Source organism: Acinetobacter sp. YH12117 (assembly GCF_013418865.1).
GTDB lineage: Bacteria > Pseudomonadota > Gammaproteobacteria > Pseudomonadales > Moraxellaceae > Acinetobacter > Acinetobacter indicus.
In genome coordinates this window covers 24,423-45,617 of the sequence record NZ_VPBF01000015.1, presented here as the reverse complement: position 1 = coordinate 45,617, position 21,195 = coordinate 24,423, and the positions used below count along the sequence as shown (strand labels likewise).

General features: G+C 44.7%; 22 protein-coding genes, 2 tRNA genes and 1 pseudogene. 13 read left to right on the top strand and 12 right to left on the bottom strand.

All coding sequences use genetic code 11. The features are described 5' to 3' along the window. Positions 1-8 precede the first annotated feature (8 nt). Entirely contained in the window at positions 9-935 is a 927-nt protein-coding gene (locus FTU55_RS07395; protein ID WP_023897594.1) for a GIY-YIG nuclease family protein, read from the top strand. Positions 936-975: 40 nt separating this feature from the next. Further along, on the top strand, positions 976-3,852 hold the full coding sequence (locus FTU55_RS07390; protein ID WP_163169906.1) for a type I restriction endonuclease subunit R: 2,877 nt from the start codon (positions 976-978) through the stop codon (positions 3,850-3,852). Positions 3,853-3,893: 41 nt separating this feature from the next. On the opposite strand, the pseudogene FTU55_RS07385 reads toward FTU55_RS07390, so the two are convergent. The 6 genes and pseudogenes from FTU55_RS07385 to FTU55_RS07360 all read right to left on the bottom strand — a co-directional run. Beyond that, positions 3,894-4,010 (bottom strand): annotated as a pseudogene (locus FTU55_RS07385) (IS5/IS1182 family transposase); the annotation flags it as partial. Between the two features lie 119 nt (positions 4,011-4,129). Further along, a complete protein-coding gene (locus tag FTU55_RS07380) occupies positions 4,130-4,873 on the bottom strand; it encodes an ATP-binding protein (RefSeq protein WP_168382060.1) in 744 nt (247 codons plus the stop codon). A gap of 10 nt (positions 4,874-4,883) precedes the next feature. Beyond that, complete coding sequence (locus FTU55_RS07375; protein ID WP_180046649.1) at positions 4,884-5,420, bottom strand: DUF1376 domain-containing protein; 537 nt, start codon at positions 5,418-5,420, stop codon at positions 4,884-4,886. Between the two features lie 68 nt (positions 5,421-5,488). After that, a complete protein-coding gene (locus FTU55_RS07370) occupies positions 5,489-5,737 on the bottom strand; it encodes a hypothetical protein (RefSeq protein ID WP_156188726.1) in 249 nt (82 codons plus the stop codon). Next, positions 5,730-6,911, bottom strand: coding sequence for a site-specific integrase (locus FTU55_RS07365; RefSeq protein WP_163169909.1), 1,182 nt, complete (start codon positions 6,909-6,911; stop codon positions 5,730-5,732). Before FTU55_RS07365 ends, FTU55_RS07370 begins: the two co-directional genes overlap by 8 nt. 19 nt (positions 6,912-6,930) lie before the next feature. Next, positions 6,931-7,140 carry a hypothetical protein gene (locus tag FTU55_RS07360; RefSeq protein WP_000122748.1) on the bottom strand — a complete coding sequence of 70 codons (210 nt, stop codon included), beginning with the start codon at positions 7,138-7,140 and terminating at the stop codon, positions 6,931-6,933. 115 nt (positions 7,141-7,255) lie between these two features. On the opposite strand from FTU55_RS07360, the gene FTU55_RS07355 reads away from it, so the two are divergent. Then, positions 7,256-7,483 (top strand): helix-turn-helix transcriptional regulator, encoded by a 228-nt coding sequence (locus tag FTU55_RS07355; RefSeq protein ID WP_004895349.1) that lies wholly within the window; start codon positions 7,256-7,258, stop codon positions 7,481-7,483. Positions 7,484-7,808: 325 nt separating this feature from the next. Here FTU55_RS07355 and FTU55_RS07350 read toward each other — a convergent pair. Both FTU55_RS07350 and FTU55_RS07345 read right to left on the bottom strand, forming a co-directional pair. Next, positions 7,809-7,884: transfer RNA gene (locus FTU55_RS07350), tRNA-Gly, on the bottom strand. Between the two features lie 45 nt (positions 7,885-7,929). Continuing rightward, a tRNA-Gly gene (locus tag FTU55_RS07345) sits at positions 7,930-8,005 on the bottom strand. A gap of 232 nt (positions 8,006-8,237) precedes the next feature. Here FTU55_RS07345 and FTU55_RS07340 point away from each other — a divergent pair. From FTU55_RS07340 to FTU55_RS07320, 5 genes are all read left to right on the top strand, one after another. Further along, positions 8,238-8,546, top strand: coding sequence for a BolA family transcriptional regulator (locus FTU55_RS07340; protein WP_016658959.1), 309 nt, complete (start codon positions 8,238-8,240; stop codon positions 8,544-8,546). A gap of 32 nt (positions 8,547-8,578) precedes the next feature. After that, a complete protein-coding gene (locus FTU55_RS07335; protein ID WP_180046647.1) occupies positions 8,579-8,971 on the top strand; it encodes a SirB2 family protein in 393 nt (130 codons plus the stop codon). An 80-nt stretch (positions 8,972-9,051) separates the two neighbouring features. Then, complete coding sequence (locus FTU55_RS07330; RefSeq protein ID WP_005181342.1) at positions 9,052-9,894, top strand: ParA family protein; 843 nt, start codon at positions 9,052-9,054, stop codon at positions 9,892-9,894. Between the two features lie 7 nt (positions 9,895-9,901). Further along, positions 9,902-10,294, top strand: coding sequence for a hypothetical protein (locus FTU55_RS07325; protein ID WP_005181343.1), 393 nt, complete (start codon positions 9,902-9,904; stop codon positions 10,292-10,294). A 219-nt stretch (positions 10,295-10,513) separates the two neighbouring features. Beyond that, the gene (locus tag FTU55_RS07320; protein WP_168391291.1) at positions 10,514-11,107 is read left to right on the top strand and encodes a LysE family translocator; all 594 of its coding nucleotides are present in this window, start codon (positions 10,514-10,516) and stop codon (positions 11,105-11,107) included. Here FTU55_RS07320 and FTU55_RS07315 read toward each other — a convergent pair. Next, positions 11,104-11,742, bottom strand: a complete 639-nt coding sequence (locus FTU55_RS07315; protein WP_005181345.1) for a DedA family protein — start codon at positions 11,740-11,742, stop codon at positions 11,104-11,106. The two genes, FTU55_RS07320 and FTU55_RS07315, sit on opposite strands and share 4 nt — an antisense overlap. A 193-nt stretch (positions 11,743-11,935) precedes the next feature. Between FTU55_RS07315 and FTU55_RS07310 the strand changes: the two genes are divergently transcribed. The 3 genes from FTU55_RS07310 to FTU55_RS07300 all read left to right on the top strand — a co-directional run bounded on the left by FTU55_RS07310 (position 11,936) and on the right by FTU55_RS07300 (position 15,257). Next, complete coding sequence (locus FTU55_RS07310; protein ID WP_168382057.1) at positions 11,936-12,352, top strand: DoxX family protein; 417 nt, start codon at positions 11,936-11,938, stop codon at positions 12,350-12,352. A gap of 220 nt (positions 12,353-12,572) precedes the next feature. Next, positions 12,573-14,141: a glutamine-hydrolyzing GMP synthase gene (guaA, locus tag FTU55_RS07305; RefSeq protein ID WP_016658965.1), complete on the top strand. Its 1,569-nt coding sequence runs from the start codon at positions 12,573-12,575 to the stop codon at positions 14,139-14,141. Positions 14,142-14,324: 183 nt separating this feature from the next. Next, positions 14,325-15,257 carry a restriction endonuclease gene (locus tag FTU55_RS07300; RefSeq protein ID WP_104472473.1) on the top strand — a complete coding sequence of 311 codons (933 nt, stop codon included), beginning with the start codon at positions 14,325-14,327 and terminating at the stop codon, positions 15,255-15,257. Positions 15,258-15,293: 36 nt separating this feature from the next. Here the strand turns inward: FTU55_RS07300 and FTU55_RS07295 are convergent, their stop codons facing one another. Next, a complete protein-coding gene (locus tag FTU55_RS07295; RefSeq protein WP_016658966.1) occupies positions 15,294-16,562 on the bottom strand; it encodes a GGDEF domain-containing protein in 1,269 nt (422 codons plus the stop codon). Between the two features lie 318 nt (positions 16,563-16,880). On the opposite strand from FTU55_RS07295, the gene FTU55_RS07290 reads away from it, so the two are divergent. Both FTU55_RS07290 and FTU55_RS07285 read left to right on the top strand, forming a co-directional pair. Beyond that, the gene (locus tag FTU55_RS07290) at positions 16,881-17,828 is read left to right on the top strand and encodes a pirin family protein (RefSeq protein WP_168382056.1); all 948 of its coding nucleotides are present in this window, start codon (positions 16,881-16,883) and stop codon (positions 17,826-17,828) included. 131 nt (positions 17,829-17,959) lie between these two features. Next, positions 17,960-18,619, top strand: coding sequence for a glutathione S-transferase family protein (locus tag FTU55_RS07285; RefSeq protein WP_180046645.1), 660 nt, complete (start codon positions 17,960-17,962; stop codon positions 18,617-18,619). A gap of 45 nt (positions 18,620-18,664) precedes the next feature. Here FTU55_RS07285 and FTU55_RS07280 read toward each other — a convergent pair whose 3' ends face one another. Beyond that, positions 18,665-19,285, bottom strand: a complete 621-nt coding sequence (locus FTU55_RS07280; RefSeq protein ID WP_005181359.1) for an SPOR domain-containing protein — start codon at positions 19,283-19,285, stop codon at positions 18,665-18,667. A gap of 85 nt (positions 19,286-19,370) precedes the next feature. Next, positions 19,371-21,161: an arginine--tRNA ligase gene (argS, locus tag FTU55_RS07275; RefSeq protein ID WP_180046643.1), complete on the bottom strand. Its 1,791-nt coding sequence runs from the start codon at positions 21,159-21,161 to the stop codon at positions 19,371-19,373. Positions 21,162-21,195: the final 34 nt, after the last annotated feature.

Here is a 21,195-nt window from a genome sequence, read left to right as displayed (position 1 = left end):
GGGGAATTATGGCTCACGGCAAAAGTATTAAGCTGTTTTTAACAGATGGTTCTCCTAATGGAATTTTGACAGCTGAAATCATTAATTGGACAGGTCATGTGCTCTCAGCGCCTCGTACTAAACTGTCTGAACTTATTCAAAGAGAAGAGTGTGCAAGAACCGGCGTATATTTCCTCGTTGGTCATGATCCGGAAAATTCATTGCCAAGCGTATATATCGGCGAGTCGGATGATGTAGCCAATCGTCTTAAACAGCATAATCGAACAGAGGAATCTGGAGGCAAAGACTTCTGGGAAAAAGTGTGTCTTGTCACTGGTAAAGATCAAAATATTACCAAGACTCATATCAAATACTTAGAGAGTCGTTTAATTGAAATTGCAAAACGAGGCGGTCAATGTCAATTGATCAATGGAACTTCGCATCAATACAATAGATTACCTGAATCTGATACTGCCGATATGGAGTATTTTCTGGAACAAATACAGGTCGTATTACCAGTACTGGGTTTTGATTTCCTCAAAGAAATGAAGAAACCAAGCCAAAAATCACAAACGCTGGCTACAACTATTTCTAGTGAAATTGCAGAAGAAACTGAGTTTTATCTTGCAACTAAAGATACAAATGCGAATGCAAAAGTCATTGATGGGGAATTTTACGTGTTGGCTGGATCTCAAGTAAGAAGAGAGGTTACGGATACCAAGCATACCTATACTAAAAATCTACGTCCTCAGTTATTTGAAAATAACATTATCGATTCAGATACATATACCTTTAATCAAGACTATTTATTTTCGAGCCCTTCGGCGGCTGGAGGGGTAATTTTGGGTCGAGCAAGTAATGGTCGCAAAGACTGGAGGCAGGTCGGAACAAATATTACTTATGGTCAATGGTTAGAAAATCAGGTTGATAGCATTGAGCTGAAAGAAGAACTATAGAATCAATCAGCTAAAGAAATATTTTTTGGGGGGAGTAAAAATGACCGTACAAAGCGAATACCAACTTGAAAACGAACTGATTAGCCAGCTCAAGCAATTGGGATATGCTGCGGTGACCATCAAGGACGAAAGCCAGCTACTGTCTAACCTCAAAACCCAAGTCGAACGCGCCAATGGACTAGCGCCTCTGTCAGAAACGGAATGGAAACAGGTCATCAGTTTTTTAAATACGGGCACATTATTTGAGCGCGCCAAAAATCTGCGTGATCTGTTCCCAGTCAAATTTGATGATGGTACAAGCAAACACATCTTTTTTCTGTCCGATGACCCAAGCAAAAATATCTATCAGGTCACCAACCAGATCACCATTGATCACCGTGATTATAATGGCAGAACCAGCCGTTTTGATGTGACCTTATTGGTCAATGGTCTGCCACTGGTTCAGATCGAGCTGAAAAAGCGCGGCATGGAAATAGCCGAAGCTTTTAATCAAACGCAACGCTATATTCGTGAAGCCTATTGGGCTGGGCAAGGGCTGTTTGGTTTTATTCAGCTTTTTGTGATTAGTAATGGTGCCAATACCCGTTATTACTCCAACGGCACCACAGGCATCGAGTTTGCCTTTCCCTGGGCAGATGTCCATAACAAACATATCAATGAAATTGTCGACTTTGCCGAAGCTTTTTTAAATCAGCAGCATCTAACCCAAATGCTGACCCAGTACATGGTACTGCTGGAAACCACCAAAAGCCTGATGGTGCTGCGTCCCTATCAGATTTATGCAGTACAGAAAATTGTGGAGCATGTGCAAAACTCCGATCAGAACGGCTATATTTGGCACACTACAGGTTCAGGCAAAACCCTGACCTCATTTAAAGCCAGTCAGATCATCATGCAAATGCCTGATGTAGAAAAAGTTCTGTTTGTGGTCGATCGTAACGACCTCGATACGCAAACCTCACGCGAATTTAATGCTTTTAAAGCCGACAGCGTCGACAGCACCGATAACACATCGACCTTGGTAAAACAGCTCGATCAACGTCATGACAAACTGATTGTGACCACCATCCAAAAGTTAAATCGTGCGATTAGCACAGACCGATATTTAGAATCGATTGATTATCTTAAAAATAAAAAAGTGGTCTTTATTTTTGATGAATGTCATCGCAGTCAATTTGGTGAGACCCATCAGAACATCAAAAAATTTTTCAGCAATGCACAAATGTTTGGTTTTACCGGTACGCCTATTTTTGAAAAGAACAGCCAAAGCAAAGCAGGTTTAAAACTCACCACAGACTACCTGTTTAATGAGTGTTTGCATAAATACGTGATTGTCGATGCCATCCGTGACCGTAACGTATTGCAGTTCCAGATTGATTATCGTGGCAAATACACCGCCAAAGGCATGGCGACCAATGAAAGTTATGAGGAAGATGTAGAAGGCATCGATACCAAAGAACTGTATGACAATCCGCAACGCCTAGAAATGATTGCTCGCTACATTGTCAATATCCACGATACTAAAACCCGTAATCGTGAATTTACCGCAATGTTTTGTGTCAGTTCGGTCGAAACACTGACCCAATATTACGACCTTTTTGAAAAAGTGCAGGCTGAAAAGCAAATTGAAGATGAAGCACAAGGTCGGATATTTAAACCGTTAACCATTGCCACCATCTTTTCCTATGCGGCAAATGAGGCTGTACCGACTGATGACTTAACTGGCTTGATTCACGAAGAAGCCGCAGATATTCCAAGTCAGGTCAATTCATCCAGTCGGGATAAGCTAGATCGATACATTGCGAATTACAATCGACAGTTCAAAACCAACTACAATTCAGGTGATCAATTTTATGCGTACTACCGCGATATCGCACAGCGCGTAAAAAACAGACAGATTGATATTCTAATCGTGGTCAATATGTTCCTCACGGGCTTTGACTCTAAGCCGCTAAATACCTTGTATGTCGATAAAAACCTAAAATATCATGGCTTGATTCAAGCATTCTCTCGTACCAACCGTGTCTATAACGATAAAAAACCATTTGGCAATATCATCTGTTTCCGCAATCTGAAACGCGCCACAGATGAAGCACTGGCGCTATTTTCCAATAAAGATGCGCAAAAGGTGGTACTGGTTCCAAGCTTTGAGGAAATTAAGCAGGATTATGATGCTGCTGTTCAGAAGTTGCTCAAGATCACGCCTGATTATCAAAGCGTGGATGATCTCATGACAGAAGATCAGCAGTTGGAGTTTATTAAGGCCTTCCGTGAAGTGATGCGTTATAACGCTCAGCTGCAAACCTTTATCGAATACGATCAGAACCAGACCGCTTTAGATAAACAGCACTTTGCCAATTTTGCTTCCAAGTATGCTGACTTATGTCGTGATGTACGCAAGACTACGAAAAAAGAAAAAGTCTCTGTACTGGATGATGTCGATTTCCAATTGGATCTGCTACATAGTGACCGGATCAATGTGGGCTATATTATCAATTTGCTGCAAATGGCTCTGGATAGCGGGGATGAGGCCAAACGCAAGAAATACGAAGCACAGATACATGATCTAATTGGTAATGAAGTTACCTTGCATGACAAGCAGGAACTGATTCAGAAGTTCATTGAAGAAAACATGCCGAAGATGATCAATGGGCAGAGCGTCCAAACGGCTTTTTCTGAATTCTGGGATGCTGAAAAAGAACAGGCCTATCAGCATCTTTGTAAAGAAGAAAACCTGAAACCAGAAGCCATGAAGCAGGTTCTGGAGCATTATGAGTTCACCAAACGCCTACCACGTAAAGAAGAGTTGAAGGACTTACCAAACTATAAGGTTAAGCTGTTTGAGCGGGAGAACGTGTTTAGCAATTTGCTGGTCAAGACACGCCAGTTGATTGAAAAGTTTTATGTGGGATTTTAATTGAGGTAAGGCTTTGTTGCACAAACCTAGCTTAGAAGGGGCGCATACCATTGCGTAGCAGGATCAAACCAAATGGCAATATTTCCGCGACTCATGAGTGCTCGGTTATATGCGGGCCAATTGGTTGTGCGGTAGATTTTGTGTGTAGGCTTCTTCATTTGAAAATTATATCGCTGAAAAACCCTTTACAGATAGGTTTGTGCAACAAAGCCACTTAATTTAAAAAAGAGATAAGTTAAAAAGAGCCGTCTAACAAGGCTCTTTTTTGCAAGCAGTATTAAGTAATCCTTTGATCTGCCCAGTAGCATGGAACAATGATCAGGCTATTTTCATGCAACCTTGACCATAATCGGACACCTAAATCCCGCTGCATATTTTGGACTGTGAAATTGGAAATCAGCAGGGTAGATTTCATATTGTCATAACGACTATATAAGACCTTATGCACCATCTCCAGGCGTTTTTCATGCCGGTCATGCAGGCCATATTCATCAATCACTAATAAATCAAAGCTGGAGAAATGGTCGATGACTTCCTTTTCAGAGCGTGAAGCATCTGACCAAGTGTCCATCATTTTTTGAGCAATTTCTGCACTGGTATAGTAGCGTGCAGATTTTGTACTGTTATGCAGAATGTTGCGAATAATTGATGCACTCAGATGGGTTTTACCTGTACCTGGTGTACCAATCATCAACATGTTCGGGTTGTGGTCAGAAATAATCTGCTGTGCAAAGGCCTGACATAGTTTGATGGTATTGTCTTGTGCAGGGCATGCAACTACATAATTCTTGAAGCCACGATCCAGGTAGCGTTTATTGAGCCCTGAGTTTTTGATTTTCTGTTGTAGCAATCGCTGTTGCAATTCATCTTCATAGGCTGCATGTGAGTGATGGACGGTTTCTTTGGCACACAATTTACAGAGCCTGTGACCTGCAATTTCCATCAGGGGTATATGATGGACAGGGCAAAGTGTTTCCGTTGTTTCTGCGCGAAACTGGAGTGTTTTAAGCATGGTATTCATGATTATTCTCCTAAATCCATTTGGAACTTTCTAAAAAATCCTCATTTTTTTCTTCAAAGTTTGAAGATGAAGATGAAGATGAAGATGAAGATGAAGGGCATGATTCAAGCATGGCTTGAGTAATACTCGAGCTCTTCTCAGGAGCTGCTTGAGCATTTACTTTTCGTTGCTTGGTTGATGCTTGAGCATTACTTGCGGATTTATTCCAGCGTGCTTGAGCTGCATTTTTAGCTTTATCAGATTTCATTTGCTGATTTTGCAATGCCTGGCTTTTTAAACTGGTTAAAAAACTTGAATGAATCTGCTCAGACTCGACTTCAAACAATTCCAGAGCCATCAGCGTATTCAACAAAGTTTTAGCCTTGGTGTGCTGAGGTAATTTCGTGATGCTACATACAGTAGCTAGGTCATGAGGGATGGCACCATTTTTCCAGAAATCCATCATTAACAGCAGTGCCGCACCAATTTGTTCTGCCGTCATTCGTGCAAATTTTGCCTGTAGGTCGCCAATATAGAGTGGCATCCAAATTGAAATATCTTTATGCATGTGTTCACCTTTTTATAGATATAGAGGGGCTAAGGTCATCGATTTGATGACCTTTTATGTTTGTTTTATTAGTGAGCTAGGCTCATTAACCGGAGACGGGCCTGTTGAGCCAAGTCATCGTAATGAGCTTGCCCTTCATCCAGCATTCGCTGTAACCAGAGTCTCAACGCCTGGTGATCATCGAAGCATTTATTGATTTCCAGCAAAAAGGCCAGATTGTGCAGTTTGGGAATGTGTAACTCGTGAATGAGTTCACGCGCGACCATATCTGCTTCAGCGCTGACGACCACACCACCAAAGAAAGCTTTACTATTCATGTGCAAGCTCCTCTGTATTTAGTTTTTCCAGCATGGCTTCAAATGCACTGCCATCGCGACGGGTAACATTCGGAATGTAGCGGCTATAGACCCGGAACAACATTTCAGTGGTTGAATGCCCCAATTGGCGAGCGACCCATTCTGGATTTTCACCTGCCGCCAACCAGAGCGTAGCTGCAGTATGACGTGTTTGATAAGCACGACGAGGTTTTAGCCCTAAATAGCGTAGCAGGGGATGCCAGACACGCTTATTGACCAGGCGATAATCAAGCGGCCCACCATCGCGATTACAAAATACAAATTCTGATTTTCCAGAATTTAAGCTTTTTTGTTGCAGAAAGGCCTGATAAACCCGATCACTCATCTGGATCGTGCGGTCAGAACCATAAGTTTTGGTTCCACCAAGCACACCATTCACTAACGCCTCTCTGATATGGATTTCACGACGCTGTAAGTCGATATTTTTCCATTGCAGACCATCGATTTCACTGGTGCGCATACCTGTAAAAAAGCGAACAGTGTAATAAGGCTTAAAATCATCACGAACAGTGGTAAGAATTTTATGTACCTCTTCCAGAGAAAAGGGAGTGACTTCAATCTTACTTTCTTTCAGATTGTTAATATTTTTATAAGGCGACTCAAACTCGTATCGTTCAGCCGCATCATTGAGTATCATACGTAAAGGCGTCATGATTTGATTGATTCTCGATGCTTTCAGACTTGTCTGATCTTTTCCGTGTGTCACTTTGGCGAGAGAGGCACGGAAGTTCAGCAAGTCTGACTTCTTGATTTTCGAGAGAACCTGATTACCAAAAGCAGGAATCAAGTAATTTTTGATAATAATTGAAACCTTTTGCTGATATGAGGTTCTCCATTCAACTTGTTTCTGCTTAAACCACAATTCAGTAAACTCTTTAAAAAGAGGAACTTTGGTCTGTACAGCAATTTGCTGACTTCTTTTTTCCTTAAACTCCTCAACACGGTTACTTTTGGGAAAGTACTTTTCGTATTCAAAAGTTCCCAAAGTAATTTCAGCTTCAAGCTGCTCGAGACGTTTTTTCAAAATGCGTCGGTTATAAGCATTGTCTTCAAGATTGGTTGTTTCTCTGCAACGGATGCCCATGTAGCGAAAGTCTGCAATCAGTTTTCCACTTCGTTCACGGATGGTAGCCATCAGTTAAACCTCCTAAGCCTTATTGCAAGGCATCCATGCTTAAACCAGTGAATTTAAGCATTTCAGTTTCAATGCGTTCCCAAACAAAAAGAATTTTGCGACCACCGAAAGGACGGATGTAGTGAACACCTTCAATAAAGACACTGTCCTTCAGTTGGTTACGAATGGTACGAGCGTCGTACTGGATTTTTTCAGCCAGTTGCTGGGCTGTGAGATAGGTATATGACATAATTGTATTCCTAACGTAATTCATCGGATGTAAGGAATTTTTCATCCTTAGACCTAAAATAACCTCAAATTTAATTAAATGCAATTAAATTTTCATTGTATTAGAGGAAAAATTAATGGTTATTTGTAAACTACCAATATTGTTGGCCGAAAGAAAAATGCGTGTAGCTGACTTAATTCGTGGCACAGGTATTAATAAGACAACTTTGCATAAGCTTTATAATGGCGAATTGACTCGAATTGATTTAGAGACTATCGATCGTATTTGCGATTATTTAGATGTGCAGGTAGGAGATTTGTTTGTTTTTGAAAAAGACAATAAAGAACAATCTGTTAGTGAATAGTTTGGTCACAAATGGTCACATCAAAAAGTGAAATGGTCACAAATCCTTGATCGTTTGGTAAAAAAACACCTTGTTTGGAAGAGAACTGGGTGATTTTTGCCTTCAAAAAAGCTCTAAAATTGGTGATCGATTGAGGACATTTAAGGTCAATTGAGACCATTTTTATTGTCGTGGGCACGCCATGGTCACATCTTGGTCACAAAATACAAATTACATTAAGAATATTTTTTATTGAATCGAAGAACAAAGGAAGAAGAGTTTTTAAAAAATATAATAAAATCAACAAGAAAAAAGCCCCAATCTTTCGATTAGGGCTTTTTGAATTTGGAGCGGGAAACGAGACTCGAACTCGCGACCCCAACCTTGGCAAGGTTGTGCTCTACCAACTGAGCTATTCCCGCAGGGTCGATCAATTTTTTACTTTAAAAAATGAACAAAAAATAATTTGGAGCGGGAAACGAGACTCGAACTCGCGACCCCAACCTTGGCAAGGTTGTGCTCTACCAACTGAGCTATTCCCGCATGCGGTGTATAATACATTATGCAAAAACAGGGTCAATAACTTTGTGAAAAAACTTATGCTGATTGCATAAATAAAAGCCATTTTGACCAAGGTTTAGATGATTTCTGCTGTGAAATCAGCCCATAGCGGCGGTTCAGGCAGGAAAAAGCTGGTTTTCAGCCGGTCGCCACAATATCGCAAAAAGAACAGGGTATACTAAGATCAATCTCAGGCCTTTTTGGATGCATGATCATGAGCATAGAACAACAACTGATTGAACGCTTACACACCCTGAACCCGACACATTTAGACGTGGTGAATGAATCTTCTGGTCACGGCGGCTATTATCCGGGGAAGGAATCTCATTTTAAGGTGGTAATCGTCAGTGAACAGTTTGCCGGTTTACGTCTGGTGCAGCGTCATCAACAAGTCTATGCCGCGGTCGGTGATCTGTTAAGTCCAAGCAAGATTCATGCGCTGGCAATTCATGCCTTTGTTCAGGATGAATGGCAAGGACAGGATACCTCAAGCCCGGAATGTGCCCACGCCCCGAAACAATAACCCGGAACAAGAAATAGAGATCAGAACAGTTCATGGAAACCCAACTTTTACTTAAAATTATTCATATGACCAGCATCAGCGTATTGCTGGTCATTCTGCTGGCCCGTGGCCTGACCTTATTTAAAGGCGTGCAGGGCAACCAGCCCAATCCGGCCGGACGCACACTATGGGTGGTGCTACAACATTTATCGGTTACGCTGATAGTAGTAACCGGAATTGTGCTGCTGGCATTAAAGGATTTTCAGGTCGAAACCTGGTTTTATGCCAAAATCATTTTATTCCTGGTGATGCTGTCTTCGTTAATGAAAGCCTACCGTAAAACGGACAGTATTTTACTGGTGCAACGTCGCGCCGGCTGGAGCATAGCCCTGGTTGCACTGCTGGCGATTATTGCGCTGGTAATGATCAAGCCAAGTTTTGGTTAATTGTTCGACAATAATGTCTATCTCTCGGCTATACTTCGCTACACTTGAGCCAATTAGAATATAAAATCAGAGGGATAGACATGCGAACACGTGTGGTCTTTAACCAGAAAGGCGGCGTTGGAAAATCCAGTATTACGGTCAATCTGGCCGCTATCAGTGCCCATCAGGGCTTTAAAACCCTGGTCATTGATTTGGACCCGCAAGCCAACTCCAGCCAGTATTTACTCGGGGATGATGCCACCTATTCCACCCATAAGCCGGCACTAGAGCCAAATATCCAGAACTATTTTGAAGAAGTGCTGGGCAATACCCAAAGCAAAGGCTTAATTGGCAATGCCTTGGGCTCGATCTTAAAAAGCCGCGCCAAAGGTCTGGAAGCCTATGTGCATCAATCGCCCTTTCCAAATCTGGATGTAATTCCAGCCAGTCCGGACCTGGGCAGTCTGGCCCATGCCTTAGAAAGCAAACATAAAATCTATAAATTGCGGGATGCCTTGGCCTCACTGGCCGGGCGTTATGAGCGGGTCTTTATTGATACACCGCCGGCGTTTAATTTCTTTACCTTGTCGGCACTGATTGCGGCTGACCGGGTATTAATTCCGTTTGACTGCGATGTATTTTCCAAACGTGCCCTGCACAGCCTGATTGAAAATGTGCTGGAAACCCAGGAAGATCATAATGCCGAGCTGGAGATTGAAGGCATTGTGGTGAACCAGTTCCAGGCCCAGGCCAAGCTGCCACGAGAAGTGGTCGAGCAGCTGAAAGAGGAGCAGTTACCGGTATTTAACAGCATGCTGCCACCCTCAGTCATCATGAAAGAGTCGCATCATAAAAATCTGCCGCTTATTCATTTTGCTACAGATCATAAATTGACGCAGGCCTATCAATCGTTGTTCAATGAGATTGAACAGAAACAATCCTGAGATGGGCATGAAAACACTGTATATCAGCCTGCTGGCTGCCGGAACCTTGCTGCTGGGTGCCTGTGCCACGACGGTTAAACCGACCTATGTCTCGCCTACACATTATCAGGCGCTGAACTGTCAGCAGCTGCAAAGCGAATATAACCGGATTCAGTCCTATATTGATCAGGGCGTACAGGCGCCTAAACGGACCGGTGTTGGTGTGGGGGTGGGTCTTGGCGGAGGCTGGGGCAGTCGTGGCGGCTGGGGCATTGGCCCAAGTGTTTCGGTCAATATGGGACAATCATCGAATACCAAAAATACTGAACTGGCACGGGTGCTGGGCGAGCAGGAAGCCATTGTGCAGGCGGCGCGTTTTAAAGGCTGTCCAATTGTTGTACGCACCAAGCAGGCCAGTTAAGGCTTCGCATTTTTCACGCTGGGCTGGCAGTTTATGCGAGTCACGGCGTGAAAAATCTTAGCAAAATGTTTCAGAAAAAATTATTAAAAATCTTAAATTTAAATAAAAATAAAGGCTTTTTTATCTGTGCAAATATCCTCCCAGTCGTGAGAAAAGCTTGTCAGTTTTTATCAAATTAATATAAGGTGTGCGCCTAATTTCAGGTAATCTCAGGTGTCTATGATTGAAAGTTGGCTGTTTGTGCTGGCAATGATTGCGGTTCTGCTTATTCCGGGACCAACCAATGCTTTGCTTGCAAGTTCAGCACATCAACATGGAATTGCCAGAACCAGTTTATTTGTGCCTGCCGAGCTGCTTGGCTATTTATATGCCATCAGTTTGTGGGCGCTGCTGATTCATCTGACCGTCCCAATCTGGCCGTATTTAAGCCATATTCTGCATGGCTTGAGCGCACTATATGTGCTGTGGACGGCTTTTCATTTGTGGAAGCATGCGCATCTGGTCAAGCATAACCAGCTCAACCCGTCTATCCGCCCGCATCAGCTGTTTTTTGCCACCTTAAAAAATCCCAAGGCACTACTTTTTGCTGCCGGGATTTTACCGACTGAAACCTGGGATAATCCGACCAATTTCTTGATGGTTTATGCAGTGTTCTGTCTGGTGCTGTTGCCGACCGCAATGTTCTGGATGTCTTTTGGTCGCGCGATTTTGTCGGGAGAATCCAAGCAAATAAAAGCCGATCTCTTGTATAAAGGATCGGCCATGTTGCTGGTGCTGTGTGCTTTTCCGGTTATTCTGCGCTTTTTTGCTTAAGCGCGGACCTGCTTTTTCAGCTTCTGGCGGGCAAAACCAATCACCCCCGGCAAGACACTTAAAATAATGATGCCAAAAATCAGATAGGTAAAATTCTCTTTCACAATTGGCATGTTACCAAACAGATAACCTAGGGTAATAAATGAGCCAATCCAGCAGAAAGCGCCCACTACGTTATAGGTCAGAAAGTATTTATAGTTCATGCTCCCGGCACCGGCAACAAAAGGGGCAAAGGTGCGGGCAAAAGGCACAAAACGGGCAAAAATAATAGTTTTACCGCCATGCTTGGCAAAGAATTGCTGGGTGGCAATCAGGTGTTTTTTATTAATAAAGCGCGATTCAATTTCAAATACCCGCGGTCCAATATATTTACCAATATGATAGTTCAGGGTATCGCCGAGGACAGCGGCAATAAACAGTAAGCCGCCCAATAACCACGGGTCCATGGCACCGGTCGAGGCCGCCAGCGCACCGGCTGCAAATAACAGGCTGTCTCCCGGTAAAAAGGGCATCACCACCAGACCGGTTTCAACAAAAATAATCAGAAACAGGATGGCATAAATCCAGACCCCATAATTGGTAATGAACTCAAGTAAATGCGCATCAACATGCAGGATAAAATCAATCAGTTCCATGAGGGAAAAACAAGCAGAAATGTAGTCAAATCCTATCAGTCCGGTTGGTGAAAGTCAGTAGAAAAACGTAAATAAATTTCCGCTGTCATCATTCTAAATTTGCAACGATACATCTTTGAAATGGTGATTTTTTGATCTTCGGCCAGTCCCTAAGATAGCAGCATCTTTTTACTGATCTGCTCTAGGTTCTCTCATGTTTAATCCAAATACTGTGGTTGCCAAAATCTTTCAAATCCCTGCCTTAAACAACCTGTCGCTGGTACTGGCGCGTGTCTTGCTGGCTTATATTTTTATTGTGTCGGGCTGGGGCAAAATTGCCGGCTATAGCGCAACGGTGGGCTATATGGAAGCGATGGGGGTGCCGGGTGGCCTGTTACCGCTGGTGATTCTGCTGGAGCTGGGTGGTGGTCTGGCAATTTTACTGGGTCTGCAAACCCGTCTGGTGGCATTGGCACTGGCAGTATTCAGTTTGCTGACTGCATTTATGTTCCATGGTGCACCGGAAGATGCGGTTAACCTGATGAAGAACCTGGCGATTTCAGGTGGTTTCCTGCTATTGGTGCTGCAAGGTGCAGGTAAACTGAGTCTGGATCATCTGATTGAAAAATAAGACGCAATGCAGGGAAATAATTTTCCCGTCATTCAGTACAGGCAGCTCCGGCTGCCTTATTTTTTGCCTAAATAGATAATAAAGAAGAGGGTCGGGAACATCTGCCGGTAGCGGCCTGATTCGGGGATCCGCACAGACTGATCTGAATCTTGTGTTTAATGCGCAGAAAAAATGCTAGAATACGGCGCTTATATTCGTTTGCCTCTCATAGTTGTTTGTCATGACTACCAATACTCAAATTACTGAAGATCGTATCCTGATTCTGGATTTCGGTTCTCAATATAGTCAGCTCATCGCACGTCGTGTTCGTGAAGCTGGCGTATATTCTGAAATGTATGCCTATGACATGTCTGAAGAAGACATTCGTGCATTTAATCCAAACGGTATCATCTTGTCGGGTGGACCTGAAAGCGTTCACCAGGAAGGCAGCCCGCGTGCACCACAAGTGGTGTTTGAACTGGGTGTGCCGGTATTGGGCATTTGTTATGGCCTGCAAACCATGTGCGAACAGCTTGGCGGTAAAGTTGAGCCAGGTACTGTCCATGAGTTTGGCTATGCAGAAGTAGACATCGTGGTGCGTGACCAGCTGATTGGTAACCTGCAAGACCGTGAAAACCAGCTGCATGTCTGGATGAGCCACGGCGATAAAGTTGCCCGTATTCCGGAAGGTTTCCAGGTGACAGCGCAAACCCCAAGCTGCCCAATTGCCATGGTATCTGACGAAACACGTCGTTTCTACGGCATCCAGTTCCACCCGGAAGTGACGCATACCTCTAAAGGTGCAGAATTACTGTCGAACTTCGTACACCAGATTTGTGGCTGTCGTGGTCTGTGGACACCAGAGCACATTATCGACCTGCGTGTAGAACAGCTACGTGAACAGATTGGCGATGAAAAAGTACTGCTGGGTCTGTCAGGCGGTGTGGATTCTTCTGTGGTTGCTGCCTTATTGCATAAAGCAATTGGCGATCAGTTGACCTGTGTATTCGTAGACAACGGTTTGCTGCGTTTAAACGAAGGCGACCAGGTTATGCAAATGTTTGCTGACAACATGGGGATCCGCGTGATTCGCGCCGATGCGGAAGACCGTTTCCTGTCTGCACTGGCAGGGGTCACTGATCCTGAAGCGAAACGTAAGATTATTGGCCGTGAATTTATTGAAGTTTTTGCCGAAGAAGCACGTAAATTAGATGGCGTGAAATTCCTGGCACAAGGTACGATTTATCCAGACGTGATTGAATCTGCCGCCAGCAAACAGGGCAAGGCACATGTGATTAAATCACACCACAACGTGGGTGGTTTACCGGATGATTTGGCTTTTGAGCTGGTTGAACCGTTACGTGACCTGTTTAAAGATGAAGTACGTAAACTGGGCACCACTTTAGGTCTGCCACACAGCATGATTTACCGTCATCCATTCCCGGGTCCAGGTTTGGGCGTGCGTATTTTGGGTGAAGTGAAAAAAGAATATGCTGACATTTTACGTCTGGCTGATGACATCTTTATGCAGGAACTGCGTGCTAGCGGCTGGTATGACAAAACGGCACAAGCCTTTGCTGTGTTCCAACCAGTGAAATCTGTTGGTGTGGTGGGTGATGGCCGTCGTTATGCCTGGGTTGTTGCCCTGCGTGCCGTTGAAACAGTTGACTTTATGACAGCACGTTTCGCGCACTTGCCATATGATCTGGTAGATCGTATTTCAACCCGTATCATGAACGAGATTAAAGACGTTTCACGTGTGGTGTATGACGTATCGTCTAAACCACCTGCAACAATTGAATGGGAGTAATTCAGGGCTTTCGGACAGCACTGCTGTCCGCCTGAATTACGCCATGAGCCCATTTTAAAGCACTGCTTTTAAAATGGGCGCAAGGTGCCCAGCCGTTTAAAGCCCAAAATTATTTAAAAAAGAGCGCTTAAGCGCTCTTTTTTTATTTATACTGAATAAAAATAAAATCTTAAGTTTAAAAATATGTCTTTACCTACATACGATCAGTTAATGCTTCCTTTAATGAGATTATTGTCGGAATTAGATCAGCCCATTAAAATTTCAGATGCTGCTGATGTTTTAGCTGAACGTTCAAATCTGTCTGAAGAAGATTTAAATCAAACACTGCCAAGTGGAAAAAATATATTTAAAGATAGAGTTTCATGGGCAAAGACATATTTAGTCAAAGCAGGCTTAATTCAGCAGCCTAAAAGGGCCTATTGTGAGATCAGTGATTTAGGAAGAACAATTGATTTAAAAAATTTAAATGCTATAACCAATGAATTTTTAGCTCAATTTGACGGGTTTAAAAGTTTTAAATTTGGCAAGAAAAATGAAGATGAATCGGAAGTTAAAACTTTAACAGATGCAGAAAGTTTAAATGTTTATCCGGAAACACAAACACCTGAAGAAACGATTCAGACTACGACAGAATTATTAAAGTCTAATTTGAAAAATGATTTACTTCAGATCATAAAAGATAAATCTCCTTTATTTTTTGAACGACTTGTTGTCGATCTTCTTGTCGCTATGGGGTATGGCGGTTCACATCAAGATGCAGCGCAAGCAATTGGAAAAACGAATGATGGTGGAATTGATGGTGTAATCAGCGAAGATCGCTTAGGTCTGGATAAAATTTATATTCAAGCAAAACGCTGGGAAAATACCGTGGGGCGTCCTGATATTCAGCAGTTTAAAGGCGCTTTGGCAGATCAGGTCGCCAAGAAGGGTGTTTTCATTACAACTTCAAGTTTTAGTAAAGAGGCAATTGAGTCTGCGAAGAAATCAGGTATTGTTTTAATTGATGGCAATAAGCTGACCTCCTTGATGATTGAATTTGGTTTAGGGGTACAGATAGAACGGAGTTTCCATATCTATAAAATCGACCAAGACCGTTTTGATGAAGATAATTTCTAATTCATTTTGCAGAGCGCCTCGGCGCTCTTTTTGTATTTAAACCACCCAGGAAATATTGGACGGGCAGGCCGGTTTTTTCGGTTCGCTCATGCCAATATCATAATGCAGCACACAATTACGGCCATGCTGTTTGGCCGCGTATAAGGCAATATCAGCTTCTTTAATTAATGTGGTTAAATCGGGCTGTTCGGCTTTAAGCTCAGACACGCCAATCGAAACAGTAAAATTCAGGCTGATATTCTGACCAATATAAATCCGGTGCTGGGCAATTTTGGTTCTTAAACGCTCGGCAATCAGCAGTGCATCCTGCAGACTGGTTTCAGTGAGTAAAGCGGTAAATTCCTCGCCACCAAAACGCGCCAGAATATCCTTGCGCCGCATTTCCTTACGGGCAATATCAGCAATGGTCTGCAGCACCTGATCGCCGACATCATGACCATGGGTGTCATTAATCTGCTTGAAATAATCGACATCAAACATCAGCAGGCAGGTCGAAGCATGCTGCGGCCATTCATGTACCTTATGCTCGGCAATATGCACAAACTGGCGGCGGTTGCTGAGCTGGGTCAGCTCGTCGGTATGCGCCAACTCTTGCAGAATATGGAAATTCCAGTCATTTAGCATGGTTCTGAGAAAATTGCGCCGTGCATTCAGGGTATTGGTCCAGCTGATATATAAACTGAACAGCCAGATTGGCAGATAGACCAGCGCAAAAATAATGGTTTCAATGGCGCTGGTTAAGTTAGATACGCCTAAAAACACCACAGTACTGATTAAAAACGAGGTATATAGCGCCGGCTTAAAGCGTACCTGAATACATAAATTGGCCAGCACCACAAAAATGACCGAGGCATAGATATAGATATCGATATAGGGGCTGTTCGACAAGGACATCAGATAAAACCACAGGCCGGCACAAACCAGCGTGCCGACCGGTAAAATCTGGTCATGGATCCGGATATCTTTCACATATTTGAACAGGAAATAATTAATGCTGATGGCCAGTACAATCACGATGACTCTGGCGATACCGGAGAGCAGACTGACATCGGGCAGTACAAAATAATCGGCGAAAAAGTACAGTAAAAATGCCAGCTGGCCAATGTGATTGACCTGTTGTAAATACAGCTTCTGGTGAATGGTCTGGAATTTATAAAAATAGTCTTCAAACTGGGGCGGAATACGGGCAGCCGGATCTTGCAGGGCCTGTTCCAGGGCCTGACGACTTTCCAGGTCGCACTCTGACGCTTGTAAAATATGTCGATCCGAATCATCGGGTGCAAGATCTGTTGAATTCGTCGACATTCTAATCCGATTTCCTATCTTCATAGAATTGCCCCAAGTCTTTAATAAAATCAAAGTAATAGTATAGCTTTCGCGATTAAAAAAAGACCTCCCTAAATATGGGTAATTTGCTGAAAAAAAGCCTGAAAACGGCAGGAAAAGAGGGGAAATTGTGCGCTGGTGCTCACATGAATCCTTACAACAAAAAGCGATTTTTTGATTGTTCTGCCAGGAGAATGCTGCATATTAACTGAACTATAGCAAACTCATGCAGCATCCGCGTATAAGATAAACAACAAGATGAGCGACATGGAACATCGCCAGAGTTAGGATACAACTATGACCAATGCCAACTATACCGAACTGTCCCATTCAGACGATTGTGAAAAATATATCCAGCAGTTTATTCAGGAAGTGCCGCTGCGCCGTGCAGAAATCGGGCAGGGCACCGTCATTAAACGCGCCTTGCCCAGCCGTCATAAACGCATGATTGGCGCCTGGTGCTTTTTAGACCATGCCGGTCCGGTCAGCTTTCCGCAGGGTGACGGGCTAGATGTCGGACCACATCCGCATATTGGCCTGCAAACCTTTACCTGGATGATTGAAGGCACCCTCATGCATACCGATAGTGTCGGTTCCAAACAATTGATCCGGCCGAAACAGGTTAACCTGATGACGGCCGGGCAGGGGATTTCGCATACCGAAGTCGCGCCAGAGCAGGAAACCCACATGCATGCGGCCCAGCTTTGGATTGCCTTGCCGGATGCCAAGCGCAATATGCCGCCGCGTTTTGACCATTATCCTGAATTACCGGTGGTGTCACGAGATGGGGTTGAATTTACCGTACTGGTCGGAGAGTTTCTGGAAACCCGTTCGCCGGTTGAGGTGCATAGCCCGTTACTGGCAGTGGACTTAACTGCGGCAGAAACGGTACGCACCCGGCTTCAGCTGAATCCGGCCTTTGAATATGGCTTTATGGCGCTAGAAGGCACGGCGCATATTAACCAGCATGAACTGAACGAAGACAATATGGTGGTGCTGGAGCCGGGTCTGCAGGACATTGAGATTGAACTGCACCAGGGTGCACGCGTACTGTTACTGGGCGGTGAGCCATTTGAATCCGCGATTTTACTATGGTGGAACTTTGTCGGACGTACCCAGGACGAGCTGAGCAAGGCACGTGACCAGTGGGTCAATCAGGACCCGCGTTTTGGCAGCATTCCAGATTATAATGGGCCACGGCTGGAAGCACCGGCCCTGCCAGATAAAATGCGTGCTTCACGTTAAGCAGGCATGATGAATTGAACTTCAGGCCCAAGCGTCGCGATCGATGGGTGGGCCTGATGATGCTGAGTTGCCGCAACCGGTCAAGGTGGCCGGTGGTTCTTTATTTCAAGAAAAACAATCAGAGTGTCATTATGATTACTGTGCATCATCTGGAACAGTCGCGTTCCTTTCGTATTTTGTGGGCCTTAGAAGAACTGGGCCAGCCTTATCAGATTGAATTTTATCGCCGTTTACCGAGTTTTGCCGCACCACCCGAGTTAAAACGGGTGCATCCGCTGGGTAAGGCACCAATTTTGACAGATGGTGGGCAGCCGATTGCCGAATCTGCGGTGATTTTAGAGTATTTACAGGAACAGTATGATCCGGCGCAGCAGTTCAAGCCAACACGTCCGGCCGATCAGCAGCAGTACCGTTACTGGATGCACTATGCCGAAGGTTCACTGATGCCATTGCTGGTGATGCAGCTGGTGGCCAGCAAAGTGCCGCAGCGCGCACCCTGGCTGATTCGTCCGGTAGCTACAAAAGTCAGTGAAGGTATCCGGCAGGGTTTTATTCAGCCACGACTCAAAGATCATATCCAGTTTCTGGAAGATTATCTGGCCACACATGACTATTTTGCCGGCACATTTTCCTTTGCCGATATTCAGATGGCCTTTCCGCTACAGGCCTTGCAAAGCCGTACTAGTGGCAAATATCCGCAGATTGAGCGTTATCTACAGCGACTGGCACAGCGCGAGGGCTATCAGCGGGCGTTCGCTCGTGAACAGAAGCTAGAGGCACAGTTGGCCTAAACAAAATTTGAAGCTATAAAAAAAGATGCTTGCGCATCTTTTTTATTATTGGCGTTTCACCACAATCGAATCAATCCCGCTATGTTGCAGGGTTTGCTGGGCAATTAGCGCCGCCTCTGCAGAGGTATACGGCCCCGAAATTACTCGATACCAGGTTTCACCACTTTCTACGGTTTTGACCACATCGGCGGACAGACCATTCAGAATAATTTCAGCTCGACGTGCATCGGCGGCATCCGGATCGGTATAGCTGCGGACCTGCAGAATATAGCTGGCAGGCGCGGCCACGGGCGGTTCAGTTGGCGTGATGCCCGCCGTCGCTTCACTGGCGGCTGCGGGCGCTGCCGGCTCAACAATTGGCGCTTCGACAATCACCACTGCCGTCTGTTCCTGGGTTTCAGGTACGGCCTGCTCCGGAATTGGTGTTACCTGTTGCTGGGGCAGCAGGTCATAGAAGCGGTAATCCTTGTTGGTGTCTTCCTGATAATGTTCAGAAGTGATCTGGCCTTTTGGTGGCACAGGTTCCCACGGCTTCCACAGCATTAAGGCCACTGCGAAACATAACACGACCAGAATCACCACCAGTGTGCCTAACCAGGTCGGAATGAGTGGTTTTTTGGGCTTATTTGGTCGTTCTGATACACCGCGCTGCGTTTTTCCAAACACGAGGGAACCTCTTTATTCTGATTATTGGCTGATTGGCTGGACAGGCACGTGATGGTACGCCTGCCCAGCAGAAGAATGTCTTGGTTTACATGCTTTCAGGTGCAGAAACACCTAATAATTCTAAACCATTGCGCAATGTTTGTTGTACGTTTACTGAAAGCAATAAGCGGGCTTGAGTAAGCGCAGCATCATCATTGAGCACTTTGTGTTCATTATACCAGCCGTGAAATAAAGCTGCTAATTCTTTCAAGTAGTTACCAACCTGATGGGGTTCGCAGGCATTGGCAGCACGGGTCACGATTTCAGGATAAGCCGCCAGCTTGGCCAGAATTTCAGTTTCAGCCTCCAGTTCCAGCTTGACCGCAAACTGACGCGCGTCAAGCGCATTAAAATTCACGCCTGTGCTGGCCGCTTTTTCCAGCATACGGCAGATACGCGCATGTGCATACTGGATGTAATACACCGCATTGTCTTTGCTTTGTGAGACTGCTAAATCCAGGTCAAAGTCGATGTGCTGTTCAGATTTACGCATGACGTAGTAGAAACGTGCTGCATCGTTGCCGACTTCTTTACGCAGGTCACGCAAGGTCACGAACTGGCCAGAACGGGAAGACATCTGAACCATCTCGCCGCCGCGCCATAAGCTGACAAACTGCACCAGTAAAACAGTTAGTTTTTTCGAGTCATAACCCATCGCATCAATTGCAGCTTTTACACGGGAGATATAACCGTGGTGGTCAGAACCCCAGATATCAATCAGGTCGGTATAGCCACGTTGTAATTTGTTCAGGTGATACGCAATGTCTGAAGCGAAATAAGTGGTTTGACCATTACGACGTTTGACCACGCGGTCTTTTTCATCGCCAAACTCAGTCGATTTAAACCAGATGTTGCCATCTTGCTCATACAGATAACCACGCTGATCCAGTGTTTGCAGCGCTTCATCAATTTTTTCAGTTAAAGAGGCTTCGCTAAACCACTGGTTAAAGGTTACGCCAAATTCACCGAGGTCATCTTTAATGTCATCCAGAATGGCTTTTAAAGCCGCCTGATGGAATACGCGATAGCCTTCGCCAATTAAAGTTTGTGAATTGAAAATCAGACCATCAATGTGTTTTTCTTTGTCGCCAGACAGGACCACCTTGTTGCCTTCTGCATCCGGTTCAGCTGCATACTGCACATCTTCCGGTACATCTTTATAGACATCGGCCACTGGACGTACATAAGCATCACCATCCTGGTCGATAATACTTTGCGCGATTTCTTTGACGTAATCACCCTGATAGGCATTTTTCGGGAACACCAGTTCCTGACCGGTCAGTTCCAGATAACGTAAGTAAGTTGATGTTGCCAGAATATCCATTTGACGGCCGGCATCGTTCACATAGTATTCACGATCTACGGTTGCGCCAGTGGCTTCGAGCAGATTGGCAACGGTCATGCCATAAGCGGCACCGCGACCATGACCCACGTGCAGGCTGGACGTCGGGTTGGCAGAAACGAATTCAACCTGAATGCGTTTGCCCGCGTTGACCTTGGTGCGACCAAACTGGTCTTGCTGTGCCTGGATTTGATCAAGAATGGCAAAACGCTGGTCGGCATTTAAGAAGAAGTTGATAAAACCCGGACCGGCAATTTCTGCTTTGCTGATATCTGCCACTTCTGGCAATGCAGCCAGAATTTTTTCGGCCAGAACACGCGGCTTCATGCCCGCAGCTTTAGAGGCAATCATGGCGATATTTGAGGCAAAGTCACCGTGGCTTCGGTCTTTGGTTCGCGTCAAATTACTGGTGTTGTTCCAGTCTGCTGGGAGGACACCTTCTGCTTGAAGGGATTGCACTGCATGTTCAAGAGCTGCTTGGATTGCCGTATTCATAATCAGTCGAAAAATAAATGTCGCAGAAAAACAG